Raw genomic sequence first — 24,879 nt, 5'->3', positions numbered from 1 at the left:
TGGATGTCGTCCTTTGCCGAAATGATCGAGAACATCACCCCCGAGATCTATCAGAGCCTCAAGCTGGCGGTGGAGATCGGCAAGTGGCCGGACGGCCGCAAGCTGACCCAGGAGCAGAAGGAGCTGTCGCTGCAGGCGATGATCGCCTGGGAGGTGCAAAACCTGCCCGAGGAAGAGCGCACCGGCTACATGGGGCCGCAGGAGTGCCAGTCCCACGCCGAGCCGATCCCGAACCTGCTGTTCAAATCCAACGACACCCTGCACTGATGACCCAGGCCATGAACGAGCTGGGCCGTGGTGCGCTGAGCAAGATGACCATCCGCCTGGGCGAGACGGCGCAATACGCCTTCCGCCTGGACGAGACTGAGGTTCCGGTCAACCCGTTGCTGGGCAAGCGCATCCGCCTGGAATTCCTCGGTGCGATCCACTGCAGCCACTGCGGGCGCAAGACCAAAAAGAGCTTCGCCCAGGGCTACTGCTATCCCTGTTTCACCAAACTGCCGCAGTGCGACAGCTGCATCATGAGCCCGGAGAAGTGCCACCACGAGCAGGGCACCTGTCGCGAGCCGGGTTGGGGCGAGCAGTACTGCATGACCGATCATGTGGTGTATCTGGCCAACTCCTCCGGGATCAAGGTCGGCATCACCCGCGCCACCCAGCTGCCGACCCGCTGGCTCGATCAGGGCGCCAGCCAGGCGCTGCCGATCTTCCGTGTGGCTACCCGCCAGCAGTCCGGCTTCGTCGAAGATCTGTTGCGCACCCAGGTGGCGGACAAGACCAACTGGCGTGCCTTGCTCAAGGGCGATGCCGAGCCGGTCGACCTCGCTGGCGTGCGCGAGCAACTGATGAGCAGCTGCGCCGAAGGCATCGCTGCGCTGCAGCAGCGCTTCGGTCTGCAGGCCATCCAGCCGGTCAGCGATGTCGAGGTGCTGGAAATCCGCTACCCGGTCGATGCCTATCCGACCAAGGTCGCCAGCCATGACCTGGAAAAGACCCCGGTGGTGGAGGGTATCCTCAAGGGCATCAAGGGCCAGTACCTGATTCTCGACACGGGCGTGATCAATCTGCGCAAATACACGGCCTACCAGGTCGCCGTACTCACCGAATAAGAGGCCACAAGCCGATGCGTACCGAACAGCCGAAAATGATCTACCTCAAGGACTATCAGGCGCCGGACTACCTGATCGACGAGACCCATCTGACCTTCGAGCTGTACGAGGACCACAGCCTGGTCCACGCGCAACTGGTGATGCGCCGCAACCCGGCACTGATCGCCGACTTGCCGCCGCTGATGCTGGACGGCCAGCAGCTGGAGCTGCTCCGCGTGGCTTTGGATGACCGCGAGCTGGCTGCCTCCGACTACCAGCTGAGCGACAGCCACCTGACTCTGCAGCCGACGCAAGAACGCTTCGTCATCGACAGCACGGTGCGCATCCATCCGGAGAGCAACACCGCGTTGGAAGGGCTGTACAAGTCCAGCGGCATGTTCTGCACCCAGTGCGAGGCCGAGGGCTTCCGCAAGATCACCTACTACCTCGACCGCCCGGACGTGATGAGCAAGTTCACCACCACGCTCAGCGCCGAGCAGCACAGCTATCCGGTGCTGCTGTCCAACGGCAACCCGATTGCCAGCGGCAGCGAAGGTGATGGCCGCCACTGGGCGACCTGGGAAGACCCGTTCATGAAGCCGGCCTACCTGTTCGCCCTGGTCGCCGGCGACCTGTGGTGCGTGGAGGACAGCTTCACCACCATGAGCGCGCGCGAAGTCACCCTGCGTATCTATGTCGAGCCGGAGAACATCGACAAGGTGCAGCACGCCATGGACAGCCTGAAGAAGTCGATGAAGTGGGACGAGGAGGTATACGGGCGCGAGTACGACCTGGACATCTTCATGATCGTCGCCGTCAATGACTTCAACATGGGCGCCATGGAGAACAAGGGTCTCAACATCTTCAACTCCAGCTGCGTGCTGGCTCGTGCCGAGACCGCCACCGATGCCGCCCACCAGCGGGTCGAGGCGGTGGTGGCCCACGAGTACTTCCACAACTGGTCGGGCAACCGCGTGACCTGCCGCGACTGGTTCCAGCTGTCGCTCAAGGAAGGCTTCACCGTGTTCCGCGACGCCGAGTTCTCGGCCGACATGAACTCGCGCACGGTCAAGCGCATCGAGGACGTGGCCTACCTGCGCACCCACCAGTTCGCCGAAGACGCCGGCCCGATGGCCCACCCGGTACGCCCGGATGCGTACATGGAAATCTCCAACTTCTACACCCTGACCATCTACGAGAAGGGTTCCGAAGTGCTGCGCATGATCCACACCCTGCTGGGCGCCGAGACCTTCCGCAAAGGCTCCGACCTGTATTTTGCGCGCCACGACGGCCAGGCGGTGACCTGCGATGACTTCGTCAAGGCCATGGAAGATGCCAGCGGTGTCGACCTGACCCAGTTCAAGCGATGGTACACCCAGGCCGGCACGCCGCGCCTGGATATCAGCGAGAGCTACGATGCAGCGGCCAATACCTATCGCCTGCAGCTGCGCCAGAGCTGCCCGGCCACGCCGGGGCAGGCCGAGAAGCTGCCGTTCGTGATTCCGCTGGAACTGGCGCTGCTCGATGCCCAGGGCCGCGAGCTGCCTCTGCAGCTGGTCGGCGAGGACAAGCCGGTCGGCCGCACCCGCGTGCTGCAGGTGACCCAGGCCGAACAGGCCTTCACCTTCGTCAATATCGAGGCCAAGCCGCTGCCGTCGCTGCTGCGCGGCTTCAGCGCGCCGGTCAAGCTGAGCTTCCCCTACAGCCGCGACCAGCTGATGTTCCTCATGCAGCACGACTCCGACGGTTTCAACCGCTGGGAGGCCGGCCAGCAGCTGTCCGTGCAGGTGCTGCAAGAGCTGATTGGCCAGCACCAGCGTGGCAAGCCCCTGGTGCTGGATAAGCGCCTGCTCACCGCGCTGCGCAGCGTGCTGGAGAACGAGTCGCTGGACCAGGCCATGGTCGCCGAAATGCTCTCGCTGCCCGGTGAGGCCTACCTCACCGAGATCGCCGAAGTGGCCGATGTCGACGCCATCCACGCCGCCCGGGAGTTCGCTCGCGCGCAGCTGGCCGAGGCGCTGTTCGAGCCGCTGTGGAAGCGCTACCAGGCCAACCGCGAGCTGTCGCGCAGCACGCCCTACGTGGCCGAGTCCCGCCACTTCGCCCGCCGCAGCCTGCAGAACATCGCGCTGTCCTACCTGATGCTCACCGGCAAGCCGGAAGTGCTGGCCGCGACCCTGGAACAGTACGAGGCGTGCGACAACATGACCGAGCGCCTCACCGCGCTGGCGGTGCTGGTCAATTCGTCCTTCGAGGCGGAGAAGGCCAAGGCGCTGGACGCCTTTGCCGAGCACTTCAAGGACAACGCGCTGGTCATGGACCAGTGGTTCAGCGTGCAGGCCGCCAGCACCCTGCCGGGCGGTCTGGCTCGCGTGCAGGCGCTGATGCAGCACCCGGCCTTCACCATGAAGAACCCGAACAAGGTGCGCGCGCTGATCGGTGCCTTCGCCGGGCAGAACCTGGTCAACTTCCACGCCGCCGATGGCAGCGGTTACCGCTTCCTGGCCGACCAGGTGATCAGCCTGAACGCCTCCAACCCGCAGATCGCCTCGCGCCAGCTGGGGCCGCTGACCCGCTGGCGCAAGTACGACACGCAACGCCAGGCGCTGATGCGTGGCGAGCTGGAGCGCATCCTCGTCTCCGGCGAGCTGTCCAGCGATGTCTACGAGGTGGTCAGCAAGAGCCTGGCCTGATCGGTAAGCGGATGTTACCGAGCGCTTGCTCGGTAGCATCCGTTGTTACCGCACTGTTTCCTTTTCTCCTGGTCAGTTTTCACTGGTCGCCAAAGCCCCGTTCCAGACGCTTTCGTTGCGAAAAGGTGAACGCAATCACAAGGTTAGATAGCGCCAGCTGGGCGACAAATTGGGACATCCGCAGGCGGCATTGGCCATATCGGGGACTGGCATGCCTGACATCGAAAAACTCTCGGTGGAATTGGTTTATTGGTATCGATCTTGAATGGTCCCGCGTCGGCCGAGACCGGGCGCGCCCGGTAAGTCGGACATAACAAGAACAATCGATCCATGGAGTTGCCGATGGCCATCCCCTTGCGCAAGTCGTCTCTTTGTCTCGCTCCCGCCAAGGCGGGTTTCGCCCTCGCCGGGCTCATTCCGCTGCTGCTGGCCGTGCCGGCCAGTGCCGTCGAGTTCAGCTTCGTCGATGGTGAAGTGACCGGCTCGCTCGACACCACCCTGTCCTACGGCCAGCTGTACCGGGTGCAGGGCCAGGACAAGACCAACGACGACACCAACGGCAACGACGGTAACCGTAACTTCGATACCGGCCTGGTTTCCGAAGTGTTCAAGATCACCTCGGACCTGGAAGCCAATTACCAGAACTACGGCATGTTCGTGCGCGGCACTGCGTTCTATGACACCCAGATCATGGACAAGCGCAACGACAACGACGATTTCCGCCCGAGCCAAAGCTACCCGAACAACGACCACTTCACCGACGAGACCCGCCGTAACGCCGGCAACAGCGCCGAGATCCTCGACGCCTATGTCTATGGCAACTGGGACGTCGGCACCATGCCGCTGACCGTCAAGGTCGGCCGCCAGGTATTCAACTGGGGCGAGGGCATCTTCTACCGTGGTGGCATCAACACCACCAACCCGATCGATGCCGCCAAGTTCCGTCTGCCGGGCTCCGAGCTGAAGGAAGTGCTGGTGCCGGTGGAGGCCTTCAACTTCAACATCGGCCTGACCGACAACCTGTCGCTGGAAAGCTTCTACCAGTGGAACTGGAAAGAGTCGGCCATCGATCCGGCCGGCACCTTCTTCTCCGAGACCGACCTGTTCGCCGAGGGCGGCAATACGGCCTACACCCGCTACGACAACCCGCTGTTGCCTGTGGTGATGTCCGGCTACCAGAGCGCACTCGGCGCCGGTCTGGTCGGCAATGGCCCGTTCGGTCCGAATGCCTACCTGGACCCGCAGTACAACGTATTCAAGGTGGCAAACGTCGGTAGCGACATCAACGCCAAGAACGATGGCCAGTACGGCTTCGCCCTGCGCTACGTGGCCGAGGAACTGAACCTCACCGAGTTCGGTTTCTACTACATCAACTATCACGCCAAGGAACCGCAGATCGCGGTGGACCTGAGCCATTACGAAGGCGTCGATCTGGACGCCATAAGTGCGGCTCTTGGGCCATTTGGACCCGCACTCTCGCCGGCCGTGGCGACCCTGGACGCCGCCAGCAATGCCGTCGCCCGCCGTGAGTACGTGGAAGACATCCGCGTCTACGGCTTCAGCTTCAACACCACCATCGGCGAGGCCTCGGTGTTCGGCGAGATTGCCTACCGGCCGAACCTGCCGGTGGGGATCAGCGCCACCAACGATCTGCTCGGCGATCTGCTGGGCCAGGGCTTCTTTGGCCAGACCAACATCTATGACGGCAACGTTGCCGGCGACCAGGCCTGCGCCGACATCTCCGGCAAGCAGCTGTGCCGTGGTCCGATGTTCCACAACTACGAGCGCATCGAAGCGTTCAACCTCTCTCTGGGCACTATCTATAACTTCGGCCCGGCGATCAGCTTCGACTCGCTGATGGGTGTGGCCGAGATCGCTTCCGAGCATGCCCGCGCCAGCAGCCTGACCTACACCGCCTATGACGGCAGCAGGCGTGGCTTCGCCGGTCGCCCGAACGGCGCCTACGTCTCCGACTACGACGACGAGGACCAGATCAGCCGCGACGCGTACGGCTACACCCTGGCCCTGTCCGGTACCTGGAACGATGTGTACGCCGGGGTCAACCTGTCGCCCTTTGGCGTGTTCAAGCACAACTTCCAGGGCAACTCGCATCAGACCGGCAACTTCGTCGAGGGGGCCATGGCCTACTCGGTCGGCCTGCGCGCCAGCTACCTGAACAGCCTGGAGGCCGAAGTGCAGTACACCGAGTACTACGGCGGCGGACAGAACAACAGCGGTCGCGACCGTGACAACCTTGGCGTCAACCTCAAGTATTCCTTCTGAAGCCGAATCACAGGGCAGGGCGGCCAAGCCGCCCGGCTCGCTAGTACGGAGAACCACCATGTTGATGAAACACACGCTGATGGGCGCCGCAGTCGCTCTCGCGCTTTCCGCCGGCAGCGCCATGGCCGCTGTTTCCGCCGCCGATGCGGCCAAGCTCGGTACCACGCTCACCCCCTTCGGTGCCGAGAAGGCCGGCAATGCCGATGGCAGCATTCCTGAGTGGACCGGCGGTATCACCCAGGCCCCCGCTGGCTACAAGGGTTCCGGTCAGCATCACGTCGATCCGTTCCCGGACGACAAGCCGCTGTTCACCATTACCAAGGCCAATCTGGACCAGTACAAGGACAAGCTGAGCGCGGGCCAGATCGCCCTGTTCAACTCCTACCCCGAGACCTTCAAGATGCCGGTGTACCAGAGCCGTCGCTCGGGCTCGGCGCCGCAGTGGATCTACGACAACAGCATCAAGAACGCCACCACTGCCAAGCTGGTAGAGGGCGGCAACGGCTTCGCCGACGCTTATGGCGGCGTGCCGTTCCCGATCCCGCAGGACGGTGTCGAGGCGCTGTGGAACCACATCGTGCGCTATCGCGGCACCTACATCACCCGCCGCTCGGTGGAGGCCGCGGTGCAGCGCACCGGCGCCTATTCGCCGGTGGTGTCCGAGGTCGAGGCGCTATTCCGCTACTACGATCCGAAGGGCAGCTACGGTGACCTGAACAACATCCTGTTCTACTACCTGAACTTCACCAAGAGTCCGGCTCGCCTGGCCGGTGGCGCCGCCCTGGTCCACGAGACCCTCGACCAGGTCAAGGAGCAGCGCCAGGCCTGGGCCTATGCCGCCGGCCAGCGCCGCGTGCGCCGCGCGCCGAACCTGGCCTACGACACGCCGATCGCCGCTTCCGAGGGCCTGCGCACCGCCGACGACACCGATATGTTCAACGGCTCGCCGGATCGCTACGAGTGGAAGCTGCTGGGCAAGAAGGAGATGTACATCCCCTACAACAACTACCGCATCGCTGCGGCCGGGGTGAAATACGACGACGTGCTGAAAGTCGGTCACGTCAATCCGGAACTGACCCGCAACGAACTGCATCGCGTCTGGGTGGTGGAAGGCACGCTGAAGCCGGGCGCCCGCCATGTGTACGGCAAGCGCACTCTGTTCCTCGACGAGGACAGCTGGCAGGCCGCGGTAGTGGACCAGTACGACACCCGTGGCGAGCTGTGGCGCGTGTCCATCGCCTACCTGAAGAACTACTACGACCTGCCCACCACCTGGTCGGCCATGGAGGCCTTCCACGATCTGCAGAGCCGTCGCTACTACGTGCAGAACCTGGACAGCGAAGAGCCGACCACCGCCAACTTCAGCAAGGCGATTCCGGCCGAGAGCGAGTTCACCCCGTCCGCCCTGCGTCGCCGCGGCACTCGCTAAGTTGCAGCAAGGCGGAGGCCTGCCTCCGCCGTTCACCAGTTCTACTCCCACCGCTCGTTCGAGTGGCTTTTGCGACCCGGTCTGCGGCCGGGTCGACATTTTTCTGTCTGGCCTTTCTGAATGTTTCGGATCTCTCGGTCTTCTGCATGGCCGGCGCTGCGCTGCTGGTGCATGAGGCGCTGGATCGGATGGGGCTGCTCGTCAGGTTGGGCTACGTCGCCGGCCAGTGCCGGGCTCAATGTGGCCTACGAACCGCTGACAAGGACATGTGCAACGGCGCGCCGGCCCGCTATGAGTGGAAGCTGCTGGGCTTCAGCCAGCCGTTACCCGAGTCCAACCGCTTCTCGCTGGCAACCCTGTGCCGAGTCGGGGCTCGCTGAGTTGGCAGAGACGTGAAGGCAAAAGGCCGCTAGAGTGCGGGCGGCCTTTTACTCTGTGGCGATTCTCGGCGATTCGGCGCTTAACAAAACATAACGTCACGCCGATTGTCAGGTTTTTCCAAAGCCGTATAGCATGAGTCCGCCTGATAAAAGGCAATGAACCCACCTATAAGAATAAAGGGGGAAATATATGCGTGAGCCCGTCGTGCGGCGCACCCGCTCCGGTTGTCTGACTTCCGTCCAGGCCCCGGCCCGTCATCACTCGCCGCTGGCGAAAGCGCTGTCGCTGCTCAGCGTATGTTCCGTTCTGGCATTCGCCGCGCCCCTGCCTCTGCAGGCCGCGGACGCAGCCGCCGTCCTTTCCATCGAATCGCCCCAGGCCGTCACCAGCCTGCTGCTCGACGTGACCCACGCCGGCAAGCGCCTGGTCGCCGTTGGCGATCGTGGCCACATCCTGTTTTCCGAAGACGCCGGGCGCAACTGGGTCCAGGCTCGTGTGCCGAGCCGCCAGCTGCTGACCGCGGTGTACTTCGCCGACGACAAGCATGGCTGGGCCGTCGGCCATGACGCGCAGATCCTCGCCACCGACGACGGCGGCGCCAACTGGGATCTGCAGTTCGAAGACCTGCAGCGCGAAGCACCGTTGCTGGACGTCTGGTTCCGTGACGCCAGCACCGGTTATGCAGTCGGCGCCTATGGCGCGCTGCTGGAAACTACCGACGGCGGCAAGACTTGGAACGACGTCAGCGACCGCATGGACAACGAGGACGGCTACCACCTCAACGGCATCACCGCCGTGAAGGACGCCGGCCTGTTCGCGGTGGGCGAGGCGGGCAGCATGTTCCGCTCCGCCGACTGGGGCCAGACCTGGGAAAAGGTCAAGGGTCCGTATGAAGGCACCCTGTTCGGCGCCATCGGCACCGCCAGCGCCAACACCGTTCTGGCCTATGGCCTGCGCGGCAACCTGTTCCGCTCCACCGATTTCGGCGCCACCTGGCAGCAGGTCAAACTGCTCTCTGACAGCGGCCCGCTGGAATTCGGTCTGGCCAACGCCAGCCTGCTCAAGGACGGCACCGTGGTCATCGTCGGCCATGGCGGCAGCGTCCTGACCAGCAAGGACTCCGGGCGCACCTTCACCGTGGTCAATCGTCCGGACCGTGCCTCCCTGGCCGGTGCCACCGACGACGCGGCAGGCAACCTGGTCCTGGTGGGGCAGGGCGGCGTGCAGATCGCTTCTCCGACTGGCGCCGAGCCAGGCCAAAAACAATAATCCGGGGCGAATGAGCATATGAGTTCCATGAGTAGCCATCACCAGGACAAGGCGACCTTCCTCGAGCGCCTGATCTTCAACAACCGGCCCATCGTGATCGCGCTGTGCACGGTGATCACCATGCTGCTGCTGTGGCAGGCCTCGCACATCCGTCCCTCGACCAGCTTCGAGAAGATGATCCCGCTGGAGCATCCCTTCATCGAGAAGATGCTCGAGCACCGCAATGACCTGGCCAACCTGGGCAACACCGTGCGTATCTCCGTGGAGGCGAAGGATGGCGACATCTTCTCCAAGGAGTACATGGAGACCCTGCGCCAGATCCACGACGAGGTGTTCTACATCCCCGGCGTCGACCGTTCCGGTCTGAAGTCGCTGTGGAGCCCCAGCGTGCGCTGGACCGAAGTGACCGAAGAGGGCTTTGACGGCGGCGAAGTGATTCCGCAGACCTACGACGGCTCCGCGCAGAGCCTCGGTGAGCTGCGTGGCAACGTGCTGAAGTCCGGCCAGGTCGGCCGTCTGGTGGCCAACAACTTCAAGTCCAGCATCGTCGATGTGCCACTGCTCGAGCAGTACCCGGACCCGAAGGATCAGAGCAAGCTGCTCAAGCTGGACTATCGCCAGTTCTCCCACGAGCTGGAAGAGAAGATCCGCGACAAGTACCAGGCACAGAATCCCAATGTGCAGGTGCACATCGTCGGCTTCGCCAAGAAGGTCGGTGACCTGATCGATGGTCTGATCATGGTGGTGGCCTTCTTCGGCATCGCCCTGGTCATCACCCTGGTGCTGCTGTACTGGTTCAGCTGGTGCATTCGCTCGACCATCTCGGTGGTCTCCACCACCCTCATCGCGGTGGTCTGGCAGCTGGGCCTGATGAACCTCGCCGGTTTCGGCCTCGACCCGTACTCGATGCTGGTGCCGTTCCTGATCTTCGCCATCGGCATCTCCCACGGGGTGCAGAAGATCAACGGTATCGCCTTGCAGTCGAGCGACGCCGACAACGCCCTGACCGCGGCGCGCCGTACCTTCCGTCAGCTGTTCCTGCCGGGCATGATTGCCATCCTGGTGGATGCCGTCGGCTTCATCACCCTGCTGATCATCGACATCGGCGTGATCCGCGAGCTGGCCATCGGTGCCTCCATCGGTGTTGGCGTGATCGTGTTCACCAACCTGATCCTGCTGCCGGTAGCGATTTCCTACATCGGCATCAGCAAGAAGGCCGTCGAGCGCAGCAAGCGCGAGGCCAACTGCGATCAGCCGTTCTGGCGCCTGCTGTCCAACTTCGCCCATCCGGTGGTGGCGCCGATTTCGGTGGTCATCGCCCTGTCCGCCGGCGTGGCGTCCTTCTGGTACCAGAAGGCTCACCTGCAGATCGGTGACCTCGACCAGGGTGCGCCGGAGCTGCGTCCGGACTCGCGCTACAACAAGGACAACGACTTCATCATCAGCAACTACTCGACCAGCTCCGACGTGCTGGTGGTGATGGTCAAGACGCCGAACGAAGGTTGCTCCACGCACCAGACCCTGGCGCCGATCGATCAACTGATGTGGCAGCTGGAGAACACCGAGGGCGTGCAGTCGGCCATCTCCATGGTCAGCGTGTCCAAGCAGGTGATCAAGGGCATGAACGAGGGCAGCCTCAAGTGGGAGACCCTGTCGCGCAACCCGGACATCCTCAACAACTCCATCGCCCGTGCGGACGGCCTGTACAACGCCGACTGCTCGCTGGCGCCGGTGCTGGTGTTCCTCAACGACCACAAGGCTGCAACGCTCAAGCGTGCCGTTGGCGTGGTGGAAGAGTTCGCCAAGGAGAACAACAAGGACGATCTGCAGTTCCTGCTGGCTGCCGGTAACGCCGGTATCGAGGCCGCCACCAACGAGGTGATCGCCACCTCCGAGCTGAAGATCCTGGTGCTGGTGTACATCTGCGTGGCGGTGATGTGCCTGATCACCTTCCGCTCCTTCGGCGCCATGCTGTGCATCATCCTGCCGCTGATCCTTACCTCCATCCTGGGTAACGCCCTGATGGCCTGGCTGGGCATCGGCGTGAAGGTGGCGACCCTGCCTGTGATCGCGCTCGGCGTGGGTATCGGTGTCGACTACGGCATCTATATCTACAGTCGCCTGGAGAGCTTCCTGCGCGCCGGCATGCCGCTGCAGGAAGCCTACTACCAGACCCTGCGCTCCACCGGTAAGGCCGTGCTGTTCACCGGTCTGTGCCTGGCCATCGGCGTGGTCACCTGGATCTTCTCGGCGATCAAGTTCCAGGCCGACATGGGTCTGATGCTGACCTTCATGCTGCTGTGGAACATGTTCGGTGCCCTATGGCTGCTGCCGGCCCTGGCGCGCTTCCTGATCAAGCCGGAGAAGCTGGCCGGCAAGAAAGGTGGCTCGCTGTTCGCCCACTGATCGGACGCGATACTGAAAAGGGCTCCCTAGGGAGCCCTTTTTTTATTGCCTGCTGTTTATCCCCGGTTGGGGTAACGATCAACTGAAGGAGCGGCTATCCCGTTGCCAGTGCTCGAGCGAGAGAGGCGGGTGGTTGGATAGTGGCATTCCGGGGGGGGGGGGCAGCGGTGCTGGAGGCCAAGAGGCGCCACGGCGGCCTGTCCTGGTAGGTGGAGGTGTTGCTATAACTGCTGACGGCGGAGGGTTGCTCGCGTGCTGCGGGTGACCGAGGTCATGCTGCGTATGAGGATGCCGGGCATCGCCGAGCGGCAGTAGGTTTTCACCGGCGTATGACGGGCATAAAAAAGCCGCCTCGCGGCGGCTTTTTCAATACGGCTCGAATTACATGTTGGGGTAGTTCGGGCCGCCGGTGCCTTCCGGGGCGACCCAGGTGATGTTCTGGGCCGGGTCCTTGATGTCGCAGGTCTTGCAGTGCACGCAGTTCTGCGCGTTGATCTGGAACTTCTTCTCGCCGTCTTCCTTGGTCACTACCTCATACACGCCAGCCGGGCAGTAGCGCTGCGCCGGTTCGTCGTACTTCGGCAGGTTGACGTTGATCGGAATGCTCGCGTCGGCGAGCTTCAGGTGGCAGGGCTGCTCTTCCTCGTGGTTGGTGTTGGAGAGGAACACCGAGGAGAGTTTGTCGAAGCTCAGCTTGCCGTCCGGCTTCGGATAGTCGATGCGCTTCGATTCTGCAGCGGGCTTCAGGCAGGCATAGTCTGGCTTGGTGTCGTGCAGGGTGAAGGGGATCTTGCCGCCGAACACGTTCTGGTCCAGCCAGTTCAGGCCGCCACCGAAGACCGGGCCGAACTTGTGCAGTGCCGGGCCGAAGTTACGGCTGCGGAACAGTTCGTCGTACAGCCAGCTGGCCTTGAAGCCATCGACATAGCCGTTGAGCAGGTCGCCGCCCTGGCCGTCGGCCAGCAGTGCATCGGCTACCGCTTCGGCGGCCAGCATGCCGGACTTCATGGCGGTGTGGCTGCCCTTGATCTTGGCGAAGTTCAGGGTGCCCAGATCGCAGCCGATCAGCGCGCCGCCCGGGAAGACCATCTTCGGCAGCGAATTCAGGCCGCCTTTGCAGATGGCGCGAGCACCGTAGGCAACACGCTTGCCGCCTTCCAGGTACTGGGCGATCACCGGGTGATGCTTGTAGCGCTGGAACTCGTCGAACGGCGATAGGAAGGGGTTGCCGTAGGACAGGTCGACGATCAGGCCGACCACGACCTGGTTGTTTTCCAGGTGGTAGAGGAAGGAGCCACCGGTGTTCTCGGTGCCGACCACGTCCAGCGGCCAGCCGGCGGTGTGTACCACCAGGCCTTGCTCGTGCTTGGCCGGGTCGATGTCCCAGATTTCCTTGATGCCGATGCCGTAGTGCTGGGCGTCGGCTTCGGAGTCCAGGTTGAATTTCTTGATCAGTTGCTTGCCGATGTGGCCACGGCAGCCTTCGGCGAACAGGGTGTACTTGCCGCGCAGTTCCATGCCGGGGGTGTAGTAGCCTTCTTTCGGGTGGCCTTCACGGTCGACGCCGAGGTCACCGGTGATGATGCCGCGCACTACGCCGTTCTCGTCGATCAGCGCTTCCTGGGCGGCGAAGCCCGGGTAGATCTCGACGCCCAGGGCTTCGGCCTGCTGGGCCAGCCAGCGGCACAGGTTGCCCAGGGAGATGATGTAGTTGCCTTCGTTGTGCATGGTCTTGGGCACGAACAGGCCCGGCACTTTGATGGCGCTGTCAGCGTTCTTCAACATATAGATGTCGTCACGCTTGACTTCGGTGTTCAGCGGGGCGCCCAGCTCTTTCCAGTTGGGGAACAGCTCGTTCAGAGCGCGCGGCTCGAAGACCGCACCGGAGAGGATGTGAGCGCCGACTTCGGAACCCTTCTCGACCACGCAGACGCTGATTTCTTTGCCGGCGTCGGCGGCCTTCTGCTTCAGTCGGCAGGCGGCGGACAGGCCCGAGGGGCCGGCGCCGACGATGACGACGTCGAATTCCATAAATTCGCGTTCCACAGAGAATCTCCTACTCAAGGCTTCTTCGGTGTTATTGATCTGGCTATGGCTAGGCTTTCTCTGGCCTGCGCGCTGGGCATTATATATATAGCCCCTTGCACGTCCAATACAAACGTTTGTTTGAATTTTGTCAAAGCCGTGTAGCGCAAGGCTTGGCGCCAGATAAATGGGAGTTTTTCGTGTTGACCGAAAAGGGCGTTCCGGTCAAGATACGGGCGGTTTTGCGTTCGCCGTATGGGCTGACCGTCGGTTCCGGCCGACTAGCATCACCGGCCAGGCTTGCCTTGGCGACATTCTTATTCACCGGAGAGTAACGAGGAATCCATGAAGGTTCTTGTAGCTGTCAAACGAGTGGTCGACTACAACGTCAAAGTCCGCGTCAAGGCGGACAACTCCGGCGTCGACCTCGCCAACGTCAAGATGTCGATGAACCCCTTCTGCGAAATCGCCGTGGAAGAGGCCGTACGTCTGAAGGAAAAAGGTGTGGCGAGCGAGATCGTCGTCGTCACCATCGGCCCGAACGCCGCTCAGGAGCAACTGCGTACCGCTCTGGCCCTGGGTGCTGATCGTTCGATCCTGGTTGAGACCAATGAAGAGCTGAACTCCTTGGCCGTGGCCAAGCTGCTGAAAGCCGTGGTCGACAAGGAGCAGCCGCAACTGGTCATCATGGGCAAGCAGGCCATCGACAGCGACAACAACCAGACCGGCCAGATGCTGGGCGCCCTGACTGGCTTCGCCCAGGGTACCTTCGCTTCCAAGGTCGAACTGGCTGGCGACAAGGTCAACGTGACCCGCGAAATCGACGGCGGTCTGCAGACCGTTGCCCTGGCCCTGCCGGCGATCGTCACCACCGACCTGCGTCTGAACGAGCCGCGCTACGCGTCGCTGCCGAACATCATGAAAGCCAAGAAGAAGCCGCTGGACGTGGTGACTCCGGACGCCCTGGGCGTTTCCACCGCCTCCACCGTCAAGACCCTGAAAGTCGAAGCGCCTGCTGCCCGCAGCGCCGGCATCAAGGTCAAGTCCGTGGCTGAACTGGTCGAGAAACTGAAGAACGAGGCGAAGGTAATCTAAATGACTATCTTGGTTGTTGCAGAACACACTAACGCCGCTCTGGCCGCTGCCACTCTGAACACCGTTGCCGCTGCTCAGAAGATCGGTGGTGACATTCACGTGCTGGTCGCCGGCTCCAATGCCGGTGCTGCTGCCGAAGCCGCTGCCAAAATCGCTGGCGTGAGCAAGGTGCTGGTTGCCGATAACGCCGCCTTCGCCAATCAGCTGCCGGAGAACGTCGCTCCGCTGGTTGCCGAGCTGGGCAAGGGCTACAGCCACATCCTGGCTGCCGCCACCAGCAACGGTAAGAACATCCTGCCGCGCGTTGCCGCTCAGCTGGACGTCGACCAGATCTCCGAGATCGTTGCCGTCGAAAGCGCCGACACCTTCAAGCGCCCGATCTATGCCGGTAACGCCATCGCTACCGTGCAGTCCTCGGCTGCCGTGAAAGTGATCACCGTGCGTGGCACCGGCTTCGACGCCGCTGCCGCCGAAGGTGGCTCCGCTGCCATCGAAGCCGTTGCCACTGGCGGCGACGCCGGCAAGTCGTCCTTCGTTGGCGAAGAGCTGGCCAAGTCCGACCGTCCGGAACTGACCGCTGCCAAGATCGTCGTTTCCGGCGGCCGAGGCATGCAGAACGGCGACAACTTCAAGCACCTGTACGCTCTGGCCGACAAGCTGGGCGCTGCCGTTGGCGCTTCCCGCGCTGCCGTCGATGCCGGCTTCGTGCCGAACGACATGCAGGTTGGCCAGACCGGCAAGATCGTCGCTCCGCAGCTGTACATCGCGGTCGGTATCTCCGGTGCCATCCAGCACCTGGCAGGCATGAAGGACTCCAAGGTCATCGTCGCTATCAACAAGGACGAAGAAGCCCCGATCTTCCAGGTGGCTGACTACGGCCTGGTGGCTGACCTGTTCGAAGCCGTACCGGAGCTCGAGAAACTGGTCTGATCCAGCTTCTTCGCTCTCGCAAAAAACCCGCTCATCGAGCGGGTTTTTTGTTTTCGGAAGACCGGCTTCTACAGGCTGTCGAGGAAGGCCTGATAGTGCTGCGCCGTTTCCTCGGGGCGCTCGATCATCGGCGCGTGGCCGCAATCCTTCATCACCACCACGGTTGGCCTCTTCAGCAGCGGTTGCATCACCTCGATACTGGAGACATGCAGGGCACGATCCTGCTCGCCCCACAACACCAGTGTCGGCGCCTGGATGTTCGGCAGTTCAGGTTCCAGCGGCACATAGTGTCCACGCAACTGGGCGAAGATGCGGTCGTAGCGCTCCTGGTTGGCCACCGACCTTTCGGCAAAGTAGCGCTTGAGGGACTCCGGCAGCGGCGGCGGGTTGACGAAGACGAAGTTCATCAGCGCATCGAAGTCTTCGGCTCTGCGGACCACCAGCGGGTTGGGCTCGCCGCGCTCGAGGCGCTGGATCATCTCGCTCTTCTGCGGTGCGGTGACTCCGGCATTGTCCAGAAGCGCGACACTCAGCACTTGTTCGGGATGTCGCGCGGCATACAGCGCAGCGATATGTCCGCCCATGGAATTGCCGACCAGGTGCAGCTTGTCGATCTGCAGAGCGTTGGCAAAGGCCCGCACGCGCTCCATCTGGCTGACCACATCGTAGCTGGCATCCGGTTTGCTGCTCTCGCCGAAGCCTGGCAGGTCGAGGGCGATGACGCGGTAGCGATGGGTAAGGTGACGGGAGAAGCGCAGCCAGTTATCGCGATCGGCACCGAATCCGTGAATCATCAGCAGTGTTTCACCGTCTGCCGGCCCGCCTTCGTAGTAATGTATGGTCAGCTCGTCGACCGTGATTTCCTGCGGAGAGACGCCAGCCAGCTGGCGCTCGACGAACCGCACGCCGGCCACCAGCGCGGCAGGGGAGAGGTACAGAGCGCCGGCCGCGCCTGCCAGCAACAGGGCGATGCCGAGGGCGATTTTTTTCATGGCGAATCCTTATCGCTAATAATTATTAGGCGTGCTTGCTACGCTAGCATGAAGAGCGCGGGGGCTGGTGAAGGCCCGCCGCTTGCCACGCATACCAGCGGTGCTTCCGATGCGAAAAATGTTGTCGTTGAAAATCCTCGGCCTCCTGGGGCTGTTGCTTCCCGGTCTGGCTCCGGCCGCCGGCAAGTGCGAACGCCTGGTGGCCACCGGCAACCCCGAGTATCCGCCCTATCTGTGGCGCGACCCGCAAAGCCCGCAGCACCTGATCGGCGCCAATGCCGACCTGCTGGCGCTGATCGGCGAGCAACTGGGGGTGAAGATCGAGATCATCCATACCGGCCCCTGGTCTCGCGCCCAGGACGAGGTGCGCACCGGGCGCGTCGACCTGTTGGCCGGCGCCTTCCTCACCCTGCCGCGTCTGGAGAGCATGGACTACGTGCATCCGGCCTTCTTCAGCACGCCTAGCGTGGTCTGGGTGCGCAAGGGCCAGGGCTTCCCCTACAGCGGCTGGGAGGATCTGCGCGGGCGTACCGGTGGCACGCTGGTGCACAACAGTTTCGGCCAGCAGTTCGACAGTTTTGCCAAGGCCAACCTCAGCCTCGAGGAAGTGCCCAGCCTGATCCAGGCCTTCCAGAAACTGCTGCTAGGGCGCACCGACTACGTGATCTACGAGCGCTACCCTGGCGTGGCGCTGGCCAACACCCTGGGCATGCTTGAGAACCTGGAAACCCTGGAGCCACCGATCTCCAGTGAAGGTCTGTACCTGACCCTGTCGCACAACTCCGCCTGCAACGATCCCTGGCTGCGCGGACAGCTGGCGAAAAAGATGACAGAATTGACCGCCGCCGGCCTGCCTGAGTCTCTCCTGCAGCGCAATCTGGAGCGCTGGAAAGCCCAGCAGTTGCAAGCCGCCGACGTTCCCCCGCAAGAGCAGGAAGATTCTCAGTGAACCCACGTCTAATCCTTGTCCTGGCCATGCTGGCGCTGGCTGGCTGCGCCAACGACCCGGCGCCGAACGAGCAGATGCGCCTCACCGTGCAGGCCGTCGAGCAGGCCCGCGCGGTCGGTGCAGATCCGCAACTCGAGGAGATGCGTGAGGCCGAGCGCAAGCTGGCCCGCGCCGAGAAGAACATGGGCGAGGAGGACTACAAGCGCGCCCGGGTGTTCGCCGAACAGGCCGAGCTCGACGCTCGCCTCGCCGAAGCCAAGGTGCTTAACCAGAAGAGCCAGAAGCAGCTCGATGAACTGAACGCGCGCCTCACCCGCCTGCGCAAGCAACTGGGAGAGCTGCCGTGATGCCGAAAATGACTATGGGCAGCGCGCTGCTGCTGTCTCTGACCCTGCTGGGCGGTTGCGCCAGCCAGCACAGCCAGCAGGTGCTGGGCGAGGCCGAGGCCAGCTTCCAGCAGGTGAAGGAAGATCCGGACGTGCTGCGCAGCGCGCCCAAGGACGTGATCCGTGCCGGCGAGTCGCTGGCCCGTGCCGAGCGTCTGTCCAACTACTGGGGCAGCGCCGACGACGTCGAACACTATGCTTTCCTCAGCCAGCGCTACAGCCAGATCGCTCGCCAGCACGCCGATCTCAACCTCAACCAGGAGCGCCTGGCCAAGCTCGATCTGGAGCGCGAGCGCCTGCAACTGGCGCTGCGCGAGGCCAAGCTGCTCAATGCCCAGCAACAGGGCCAGTGGCTGGAGGAGCAGGTGGTCAGCCTGGCCGCCAGCGAGACCGATCGCGGCCTAGTCATGACCTTGGGTGATGTGCTGTTCGACGCCGGTCGTACCGAACTGAAAGCCTCCGCCAACCGCACCATCCTCAAGCTGGTGCAGTTCCTGCAGATCAACCCGCGGCGCACCATTCGCATCGAGGGCTACACCGACAACCGTGGCGTGGCGGCAGAAAATCTGGAGCTGTCGCGGGCCCGTGCCCAGGCCGTGGCCGACGTACTGGCAGACCTCGGCATCGACGCCAAGCGCATGCAGGTGAAGGGCTACGGTGAGGCGCATCCGCTGGCGGAAAACGCCTCGGTCAAGGGGCGCGCGCAGAACCGTCGGGTCGAGATATTGATCTCCGACGAGGCTGGCAAGCTCGGCGAATACCGTTAAGCGAACTGCCTGCAACTAAAAACCCCGGTGCCTCGGCCCGGGGTTTTTTATTAGACCAAAGTCTAATCATGGCCGTGCAGAGCAGCGCCTAAGCTAGAACAGATGAAACTGTACCGTTAGCAAATGTTCTGACTGTATCGTCAAGCCTTGACCGCATTTCGCTACTGTTACGGTCCAGTAGCGCAAGGAGCCTCCTCATGACCAGTTTGTTGCTTTACCAGCGCATCGCCCAGCAGCTGGCCGAGGATATCCGCCGCGGTGTCTATCAGCCGGGCGAGCGCGTTCCTTCGGTGCGCAAGATGAGTTCGCAGCTCAGCGTCAGCCACGCCACCGTGCTGCAGGCCTACGCCAACCTGGAGGACATGGGCCTGATCCGCGCCCGCCCGCAATCCGGTTTCTACGTGCATCAGACGGCCGGCCTGACCGCCTCCACCCCGGATATCGCCCGCGTCGAACGGCCGGCCATGGTCACCCGCAGCAGCATCATCAGCCAGGTGCTCACCGAGTCCCGCCAGGAGGGCGTGTTCCCGTTGGGCGCGGCGGTGCCGCATGTGGACTACCTGCCGGTGCGCTCGCTGCACCAGCAACTGGCCAAGGTCACCCGCTTCCAGAGTCCGCGCGCCTTCAGCTACATGTTCAGCCCCGGTTACGAGCCGCTGCGCCGCCAGGTGGCGATCCGCATGCGCGATGCCGGCGTGGTGGTCGATCCGTCCGAGGTGGTGATCACCCATGGCTGCGTGGACGCCATCCACATGGCCCTGCGCGTGCTGACCCAGCCTGGCGACCTGATCGCCGCCGAGTCGCCGACCTATTACGGCCTGCTGCAACTGGCCGAAGTGCTCGGCCTCAAGGTCATCGAGATCCCCAGCGACCCGACCACCGGCCTCAGTCTGGAGGCCCTGCAGCTGGCCGCCAACCAGTGGCCGATCAAGGCCCTGGTGCTCACCGCACGGCTGAGCAACCCGCTGGGTGGCAGCATTCCCGAGGAGCGGCAGAAGCAACTGCTGCGTCTGACCCGCGATCACGGCATCCAGGTGATCGAGGACGACATCTACGGCGAGTTGCTGTTCGAACCCGGACGCAGCAAGGCGCTCAAGGCCCACGATCGCGACGACCAAGTGGTGTACTGCTCGAGCTTCTCCAAGACCCTGTCGCCCGGTGTGCGCATTGGCTGGATCATCGCCGGCAGCTATCAGGAAGAGGTGGAGCGGCTGCAGACCTTCAGTACCCACTCGGCCTGCAGCGTGACCCAGATGGGCGTGGCCGCGTACCTGGAAAACGGTGGCTACGACCGCCACCTGCGGCACATCCGCCAGGAGTACCGCAAGAACATGACCGCCTACCAGCTGGCGGTGCAGCAGCACTTCCCGGAAGGCACGCAGATGACCCGCCCCTATGGTGGCTTCATCCTTTGGGTCAGTCTGCCGGGCAAGGTCAGCGCCCAGGAGCTGCATGTGCGGGCGCTGCAGCAGGGCATCAGCATCGCGCCGGGGATGATCTTCAGTAATACCGAGCAGTTCAACCACTGCCTGCGCCTGACCTGTGGCGTGCCGTGGAACCGCGAGTCGGAGCGGGCGATCATGACCCTCGGCATGCTGGCCAAGCAGTTGTGTCAGGAGACGGGCGGCCAGCAATAAGCCGCGATTAACCGACCCGCCGCTAGGCGGGTCATGTCTCTCAGGTGCTGGCGAGGGCGGTCGAGAAACGCTCGCTGCGCAGCGCCTTCCAGGTCCACAAGGCGCCGAGCAGATCAGGCGCGCCGAGTACCAGCAGCATGGGCGAGACCATGCCGGTGGCGACGAAAACGCCGAAGACCGCCAGCACCGAGGCACGCACCGGCACCGTGGCGGCGATGAAGGAACGCAGGTCGCGGCGCCCGGCCAAGCTGTAGTAGATGCCCAGGTAGATCACCAGCATCCCGACGATGCGGATCCACACCTCTTCGGTCAGTGGGAAGCCGAACAGCGCCAGCAGCAGGTTGGGCGCCAGCAGCAGCGTTGCCCCCAGCACCAGCAGGTAGCAGCCAAAGGCGAAGACGGTTTTTCCGGACGGGCTCATCACAGTTTCCTTGTACTGAAGGTGGATCACTCGGTGGTATCGGTCAGCCGGTAGGCCTCGGCGTCGAAGCTTCGGGTCGCGCGGCGGAAGCTCCAACTGAAGCCCGGCCAGATCACCACGTTGCGCCCGCTCTCCGCGTGCTTGTACCAGCTGCGGCAGTTGCCGACGTCCCACACCGCGCCCTGCATGCGGTTGCGCAGCGCCGCGTTGAAGCGCTCCTGGACCTGAGGCTGGATATCCAGGCTGCTCGCCCCCTGGGCCTCCAGGGTATCCAGGGCGCCGAGGATGTAGGCGACCTGTGATTCGATCATGTAGACGATGGAGTTGTGGCCGAGCCCGGTGTTGGGGCCCATCAGCAGGAACAGGTTGGGGAAGCCCGCCACCGTAGTGCCCTTGTAGGCCTCGGGGCCCTGGCTCCAGGTATCGAGAATGTCCTGGCCGTCGCGGCCGAAGATCATCCCGCGCGGGAAGGGCGTGCTGGCCTTGAAGCCGGTGCCGAGGATCAGCAGGTCGACTGGGTGGCGTTGGCCGTCCTCGGTGATCACCGCGTCTTCGTCGATCTCGCGGATGCCCTGGGTCACCAGGCTGACATTGGCCTGGGTGATGGCCGGGTAGTAGTCGTTGGAGATCAGGATGCGCTTGCAGCCGATGGCGTAGCGCGGCGTCAGTTGGCGGCGCAGCTCCGGATCGCGGACCTGGCGGCGCAGCATGTTGAGGGCCAGGAAGCGGTGGAAGGCCATCAACTTCGGATTGAAGGCGAAGCCCAGGGCGCGGGTCTCGTGGGTGGCGTAGGTGAGGCTTCTGACCAGCTTCTGCAGGCGCGGGAAGCGGCGCAGCAGGCCACGCTCGAAGCGCGAGAAACCGCGGTCCGGCTTGGGGATGATCCACGGCGGGGTGCGCTGGAACACGCTGAGTGCAGCCGCCGCCGGCTGGATCTCGGGAATGAACTGGATGGCCGAGGCGCCGGTGCCGATCACGCCGATGCGCTTGCCGTTGAGGTCGTAGTCGTGGTCCCAGTGCTGGGAGTGGAACACGCGCCCGCGAAAGCGCTGCAGGCCGGCGATGTTCGGGTAGTCGGGCGTGGACAGGGCGCCGGTGCCGGCGACCACGAAGCGGGCGAACACCACCTGACCCGCGCCATCGGTGATCTGCCACAGCGCGCGCTTCTCCAGCCAGCGCAACGAAGCGACCTCGCGCTTGAACTGGATATGCGGCAGCAGCTGGTACTTGTTCGCGCAATGCGCCAGGTAGCCGCGAATCTCCGGCTGCGGCGAGAAGCGCCGCGACCAGTCCGGGTTCGGCTCGAAGGAGAACGAGTAGAGGTGCGAGGGGATATCGCAGGCGCAGCCGGGATACTGATTGACCCACCAGGTGCCGCCGACGCCGGCCTCCTTCTCGTACACCACGAAGTCCTTCTCGCCGCGCTGCTTGAGGCGCACGGCCATGCCGATGCCGGAGAAGCCGGCGCCGATGATCAGGACCCGGTAGACCTTCTCCGCAGTCAGGGACGCGTTGAGCTGTGCAGTCATCTTCTTCTCTGTCGCTGCTGGGGTTTCTATCGCGCGGGAAGCTCAACGGACCTGAGCCAGCGCCTCGTCGGCCGGCGCACGCGTCCGGGCGGGCTGCTCGATCTGCGCGGCGATGGCGTCCGCCTGCAGCAGCAGGATGTCCTGGCCGGTGCGCGGGCCGAACAGGCCGGTGAAGTGCAGGAACATGCGCCAGCCGAAGCCCAGACCGTCGCCGCGCTTGCGCGGAATCAGGTGCAGGTGTGCATGGGGAATGTGCTGGTTGCTGGCCTTGCCGTCGTTGACGATCAGGTGCGAGCCCTCGACGCCGAAACCGGCGCGGCGCTGGGCGGCGAGCAGCTGGTCGAACTTCAGGTAGAGATGCTGGCGGGTGGCGGCCGGCAGCTGGTCGAGGGTCTCCACGTGCTGGCGCGGAATCAGCAGCACGTGGCCCTGGCCCAGCGGGTGGATGTCCATGAAGGCGAAGCAGTGCTCGTCCTCGTAAACCTTTACCGAGCGCTCGCTGCCCGCGGCGATCTTGCAGAACATACAGTCCATGGCCATCTCCTCAGCTGGCATCGGCGGCTGGAGCAGCCCCGTGGCGAGGCTCCTGCGGCTGACGGGCGAAGAGGCGGGCGAGCAGCCAGCGGTCGCGCAGGAACGGCTTGTTGTCGAGCAGCGCGTGGACCTTGTGCAGGTTGAAGAACGGCACGCCCGGATAGACGTGGTGCTCGACGTGGTAGTTGATGTTGGCCCAGATCAGGCTGAGCACGCGGCTAGGAATGGTGATGGTGTTGTGTGCCAGGTCCAGGCGCTGCTCGTCCTCGCTGCCGAGTGTGGCCATCGGGAAGTGCTCGTAGCCGCGCGAGATCGGGTTGATCAGCAGCGCCAGCAGCAGTACCGGCAGGATGAAGATCAGCACGAACTGGTAGAGCATGCCCATGCTGGCGAACCAGACGCCGAGCGCCACCATCGTCAGCAGGTTGAACACCAGCTCGCGCAGCACCAGGTTACGTACCTTGCTGCCGTAGCGCACCAGGGAGAAGTAGGTGAAGCGCGGCACGAACACGGCGATGCGCAGGAACATCCACTTCACGCCGCCGGCGTAGTTCCACTCGTCCGGGTCCTTGTCCGCATCGCCCAGGTAGCGGTGGTGGTGCTTGTGGCACTCGGTGAAGGAGGAGTAGGGGAAGACGATGAACCAGGCGAAGAAGCGCCCGGCCCAGAGGTTGCAGAGGCTGGAGCGGAAGGCGTTCTGGTGGCCGCAGTCGTGCTGCAGGATGGTGAAGGCGTGCATCTGGTTGCCGAGTACCAGCACGGCGAGCAGCTGCACCAGCCAGTGCTCGCTGAGCAGGATGGCGGCGGCGCCGGCGACCCACACTGCCACGTGCAGCGCTGACCAGAGCAGGAACCTGACCGGGTCGGGCTGTTGCAGGGCCAGCAGCTGCGCCTGGCGCTCGCGGTCGACCTTGAGCTCCGCGCGCTTGGCCAGGCGGATCTCGTCTTGTGCCGCCAGAATCGCTTCTCTATCCACCACGTCCACCTTCCTGGAGTTGTTCTGGGTTACTCGACCTGCAGTCGCACATCGTCCGTCGCCGGATAGCCGATGCACATGAGCGCGTGGCCCATCTTCAGTTCGGCCGAGGACAGGCCGTGGTCCTCGCGCATCTCCACTTCGCCGGACAGCTTGGTGCAGATGCAGGCCGTGCAGAAGCCGCTGCGGCAGGAGAAGGGCGGTTGTACGCCGTTGGCCAGGGCGGCCTCGAGAATGGTCTGGCCCGGCGGCACGGCGAAGCTGAATTCCTGGCCCTGCATCAGCAGTTGCACCTGCTTCGGCGCGTTGGACTGCGCCGGCGGCTGGGTGCTGGCCTTGGCCGGGGTGAAGCTCTCCATGTGCACCGCTTCGGCAGGCACGCCCATGGCCTGCAGGGCTTCGGTCACTTCATCCATCATGCCGTTGGGGCCGCAGGCGTAGTACTCGATGGTGTAGCCCGGCGGATTCGGTAGTGCCTGGAGGATTTCGCCGACGCGCTGGCGGGTCAGGCGGCCGCTGTGCGGGTGGGGCGACTCCGGCTGGGACAGCACGTGCAGCAGGTTCAGGCGCTCGCCGAACAGGCGCTGCAGATGCTCCAGCTTGTCGCGGAAGATCACCGAGTCGGTGTTGCGGTTGCCATAGATCAGCGACACCCGCGAGTCCGCCTCGAAGTGTAGGGCCGACTTGAGGATGGAGAAGATCGGCGTGATGCCGCTACCGGCGGCGAACAGCACCAGGTGGCGGCGCTTGCCCGCCTGCGGAGCGAAGGTGAAGCGGCCGTGGGCGCCCAGGGTCTGCACCGCGTCGCCGGCGGCCAGCTGCTGCACCAGGCGGTTGGATACTTTGCCGCCGGCGATGCGCTTGACCGTGATCGACAGGGTCTTGTCCAGGCCCGGCGTGCTGCTGATGGAGTAGGCCCGGCAGCCCTTGGCGCCGTCGCCATCCACGTCGACTTCCAGGGTCAGGTACTGGCCGGCGGTGTAGCGGATCTTCCTCAGCAGCGGCTGCTTGAGGTGGATGGTCACGGCATCCTCGGTTTCCCGCTCGATGTAGGCCACTTTCAGGGTCAGTGCTTTGCTCATGGCGAGG

At 63.8% G+C, this 24,879-nt stretch carries 20 protein-coding genes and 1 pseudogene; 14 read left to right on the top strand and 7 right to left on the bottom strand.

Annotation, left to right across the window (positions count from 1 at the left end):
* Positions 1 to 3 precede the first annotated feature (3 nt).
* The 8 genes and pseudogenes from N7607_RS17155 (at position 4) to N7607_RS17125 (ending at position 11,549) form a co-directional block, all read left to right on the top strand.
* Positions 4 to 267, top strand: a complete 264-nt coding sequence (locus N7607_RS17155; protein ID WP_021699693.1) for a DUF1315 family protein — start codon at positions 4 to 6, stop codon at positions 265 to 267.
* 11 nt (positions 268 to 278) lie between these two features.
* Positions 279 to 1,109, top strand: coding sequence for a DUF2797 domain-containing protein (locus N7607_RS17150; protein ID WP_279869323.1), 831 nt, complete (start codon positions 279 to 281; stop codon positions 1,107 to 1,109).
* A 14-nt stretch (positions 1,110 to 1,123) separates the two neighbouring features.
* The gene (gene pepN, locus N7607_RS17145) at positions 1,124 to 3,781 is read left to right on the top strand and encodes an aminopeptidase N (RefSeq protein ID WP_279869301.1); all 2,658 of its coding nucleotides are present in this window, start codon (positions 1,124 to 1,126) and stop codon (positions 3,779 to 3,781) included.
* Positions 3,782 to 4,123: 342 nt separating this feature from the next.
* Complete coding sequence (locus tag N7607_RS17140; protein WP_279869300.1) at positions 4,124 to 6,064, top strand: DUF1302 domain-containing protein; 1,941 nt, start codon at positions 4,124 to 4,126, stop codon at positions 6,062 to 6,064.
* A 58-nt stretch (positions 6,065 to 6,122) separates the two neighbouring features.
* Entirely contained in the window at positions 6,123 to 7,493 is a 1,371-nt protein-coding gene (locus N7607_RS17135) for a DUF1329 domain-containing protein (protein WP_279869299.1), read from the top strand.
* A gap of 146 nt (positions 7,494 to 7,639) precedes the next feature.
* Positions 7,640 to 7,804, top strand: a pseudogene (locus tag N7607_RS23090) (DUF1329 domain-containing protein); the annotation flags it as partial.
* Positions 7,805 to 8,063: 259 nt separating this feature from the next.
* Complete coding sequence (locus N7607_RS17130) at positions 8,064 to 9,143, top strand: YCF48-related protein (RefSeq protein WP_137972568.1); 1,080 nt, start codon at positions 8,064 to 8,066, stop codon at positions 9,141 to 9,143.
* Positions 9,144 to 9,161: 18 nt separating this feature from the next.
* Positions 9,162 to 11,549 carry an RND family transporter gene (locus N7607_RS17125; protein ID WP_279869298.1) on the top strand — a complete coding sequence of 796 codons (2,388 nt, stop codon included), beginning with the start codon at positions 9,162 to 9,164 and terminating at the stop codon, positions 11,547 to 11,549.
* A gap of 381 nt (positions 11,550 to 11,930) precedes the next feature.
* On the opposite strand, the gene N7607_RS17120 is transcribed toward N7607_RS17125, so the two are convergent.
* Positions 11,931 to 13,613, bottom strand: a complete 1,683-nt coding sequence (locus N7607_RS17120) for an electron transfer flavoprotein-ubiquinone oxidoreductase (protein WP_279866124.1) — start codon at positions 13,611 to 13,613, stop codon at positions 11,931 to 11,933.
* A gap of 306 nt (positions 13,614 to 13,919) precedes the next feature.
* On the opposite strand from N7607_RS17120, the gene N7607_RS17115 reads away from it, so the two are divergent.
* Entirely contained in the window at positions 13,920 to 14,669 is a 750-nt protein-coding gene (locus N7607_RS17115; RefSeq protein WP_279866123.1) for an electron transfer flavoprotein subunit beta/FixA family protein, read from the top strand.
* Positions 14,670 to 15,599: an FAD-binding protein gene (locus N7607_RS17110; protein WP_279866122.1), complete on the top strand. Its 930-nt coding sequence runs from the start codon at positions 14,670 to 14,672 to the stop codon at positions 15,597 to 15,599.
* A 68-nt stretch (positions 15,600 to 15,667) separates the two neighbouring features.
* Here N7607_RS17110 and N7607_RS17105 read toward each other — a convergent pair whose 3' ends face one another.
* On the bottom strand, positions 15,668 to 16,591 hold the full coding sequence (locus tag N7607_RS17105; RefSeq protein WP_279866121.1) for an alpha/beta fold hydrolase: 924 nt from the start codon (positions 16,589 to 16,591) through the stop codon (positions 15,668 to 15,670).
* Between the two features lie 118 nt (positions 16,592 to 16,709).
* Here N7607_RS17105 and N7607_RS17100 point away from each other — a divergent pair, with 118 nt between their 5' ends.
* From N7607_RS17100 to N7607_RS17085, 4 genes are all read left to right on the top strand, one after another.
* Entirely contained in the window at positions 16,710 to 17,540 is an 831-nt protein-coding gene (locus N7607_RS17100; RefSeq protein ID WP_279866120.1) for a transporter substrate-binding domain-containing protein, read from the top strand.
* Positions 17,541 to 17,566: 26 nt separating this feature from the next.
* A complete protein-coding gene (locus tag N7607_RS17095) occupies positions 17,567 to 17,887 on the top strand; it encodes a DUF4398 domain-containing protein (protein ID WP_279866130.1) in 321 nt (106 codons plus the stop codon).
* Positions 17,887 to 18,693: an OmpA family protein gene (locus tag N7607_RS17090; RefSeq protein WP_279866119.1), complete on the top strand. Its 807-nt coding sequence runs from the start codon at positions 17,887 to 17,889 to the stop codon at positions 18,691 to 18,693. The genes N7607_RS17095 and N7607_RS17090 overlap by 1 nt, the downstream gene beginning before the upstream one ends.
* Positions 18,694 to 18,890: 197 nt before the next feature.
* Positions 18,891 to 20,330 carry a PLP-dependent aminotransferase family protein gene (locus N7607_RS17085; RefSeq protein ID WP_279866118.1) on the top strand — a complete coding sequence of 480 codons (1,440 nt, stop codon included), beginning with the start codon at positions 18,891 to 18,893 and terminating at the stop codon, positions 20,328 to 20,330.
* Between the two features lie 40 nt (positions 20,331 to 20,370).
* On the opposite strand, the gene N7607_RS17080 is transcribed toward N7607_RS17085, so the two are convergent.
* Genes N7607_RS17080 through N7607_RS17060 form a run of 5 tightly spaced genes read right to left on the bottom strand, consistent with a single transcriptional unit; the run spans position 20,371 to position 24,872 of the window.
* Positions 20,371 to 20,751, bottom strand: coding sequence for a hypothetical protein (locus N7607_RS17080; RefSeq protein WP_279866116.1), 381 nt, complete (start codon positions 20,749 to 20,751; stop codon positions 20,371 to 20,373).
* Between the two features lie 26 nt (positions 20,752 to 20,777).
* Positions 20,778 to 22,280, bottom strand: a complete 1,503-nt coding sequence (locus N7607_RS17075) for an NAD(P)/FAD-dependent oxidoreductase (protein WP_279866115.1) — start codon at positions 22,278 to 22,280, stop codon at positions 20,778 to 20,780.
* A 42-nt stretch (positions 22,281 to 22,322) separates the two neighbouring features.
* Entirely contained in the window at positions 22,323 to 22,814 is a 492-nt protein-coding gene (locus N7607_RS17070; RefSeq protein WP_279866114.1) for an HIT family protein, read from the bottom strand.
* Between the two features lie 10 nt (positions 22,815 to 22,824).
* Positions 22,825 to 23,793, bottom strand: a complete 969-nt coding sequence (locus N7607_RS17065; RefSeq protein WP_279866113.1) for a fatty acid desaturase — start codon at positions 23,791 to 23,793, stop codon at positions 22,825 to 22,827.
* Between the two features lie 26 nt (positions 23,794 to 23,819).
* Entirely contained in the window at positions 23,820 to 24,872 is a 1,053-nt protein-coding gene (locus N7607_RS17060) for a ferredoxin--NADP reductase (RefSeq protein ID WP_279866112.1), read from the bottom strand.
* Positions 24,873 to 24,879 lie beyond the last annotated feature (7 nt).

The sequence above is a fragment of the Pseudomonas sp. GD04019 genome (assembly GCF_029837695.1).
Lineage (GTDB): Bacteria > Pseudomonadota > Gammaproteobacteria > Pseudomonadales > Pseudomonadaceae > Aquipseudomonas.
This window is presented reverse-complemented; position numbering and strand designations above follow the sequence as displayed.

What these genes read in the sequence shown, in the direction of transcription:
- N7607_RS17100 (WP_279866120.1), top strand. Translation starts at nt 16,710, where the DNA reads ATGTTGTCGTTGAAAATCCTCGGCCTCCTGGGGCTGTTGCTTCCCGGT.
- N7607_RS17080 (WP_279866116.1), bottom strand. Translation starts at nt 20,751, where the DNA reads ATGAGCCCGTCCGGAAAAACCGTCTTCGCCTTTGGCTGCTACCTGCTG.
- N7607_RS17105 (WP_279866121.1), bottom strand. Translation starts at nt 16,591, where the DNA reads ATGAAAAAAATCGCCCTCGGCATCGCCCTGTTGCTGGCAGGCGCGGCC.
- N7607_RS17115 (WP_279866123.1), top strand. Translation starts at nt 13,920, where the DNA reads ATGAAGGTTCTTGTAGCTGTCAAACGAGTGGTCGACTACAACGTCAAA.
- N7607_RS17060 (WP_279866112.1), bottom strand. Translation starts at nt 24,872, where the DNA reads ATGAGCAAAGCACTGACCCTGAAAGTGGCCTACATCGAGCGGGAAACC.
- pepN (WP_279869301.1), top strand. Translation starts at nt 1,124, where the DNA reads ATGCGTACCGAACAGCCGAAAATGATCTACCTCAAGGACTATCAGGCG.
- N7607_RS17090 (WP_279866119.1), top strand. Translation starts at nt 17,887, where the DNA reads ATGCCGAAAATGACTATGGGCAGCGCGCTGCTGCTGTCTCTGACCCTG.
- N7607_RS17135 (WP_279869299.1), top strand. Translation starts at nt 6,123, where the DNA reads ATGTTGATGAAACACACGCTGATGGGCGCCGCAGTCGCTCTCGCGCTT.
- N7607_RS17095 (WP_279866130.1), top strand. Translation starts at nt 17,567, where the DNA reads ATGCTGGCGCTGGCTGGCTGCGCCAACGACCCGGCGCCGAACGAGCAG.
- N7607_RS17140 (WP_279869300.1), top strand. Translation starts at nt 4,124, where the DNA reads ATGGCCATCCCCTTGCGCAAGTCGTCTCTTTGTCTCGCTCCCGCCAAG.
- N7607_RS17070 (WP_279866114.1), bottom strand. Translation starts at nt 22,814, where the DNA reads ATGGACTGTATGTTCTGCAAGATCGCCGCGGGCAGCGAGCGCTCGGTA.
- N7607_RS17130 (WP_137972568.1), top strand. Translation starts at nt 8,064, where the DNA reads ATGCGTGAGCCCGTCGTGCGGCGCACCCGCTCCGGTTGTCTGACTTCC.
- N7607_RS17155 (WP_021699693.1), top strand. Translation starts at nt 4, where the DNA reads ATGTCGTCCTTTGCCGAAATGATCGAGAACATCACCCCCGAGATCTAT.
- N7607_RS17075 (WP_279866115.1), bottom strand. Translation starts at nt 22,280, where the DNA reads ATGACTGCACAGCTCAACGCGTCCCTGACTGCGGAGAAGGTCTACCGG.
- N7607_RS17125 (WP_279869298.1), top strand. Translation starts at nt 9,162, where the DNA reads ATGAGTTCCATGAGTAGCCATCACCAGGACAAGGCGACCTTCCTCGAG.
- N7607_RS17085 (WP_279866118.1), top strand. Translation starts at nt 18,891, where the DNA reads ATGACCAGTTTGTTGCTTTACCAGCGCATCGCCCAGCAGCTGGCCGAG.
- N7607_RS17150 (WP_279869323.1), top strand. Translation starts at nt 279, where the DNA reads ATGAACGAGCTGGGCCGTGGTGCGCTGAGCAAGATGACCATCCGCCTG.
- N7607_RS17110 (WP_279866122.1), top strand. Translation starts at nt 14,670, where the DNA reads ATGACTATCTTGGTTGTTGCAGAACACACTAACGCCGCTCTGGCCGCT.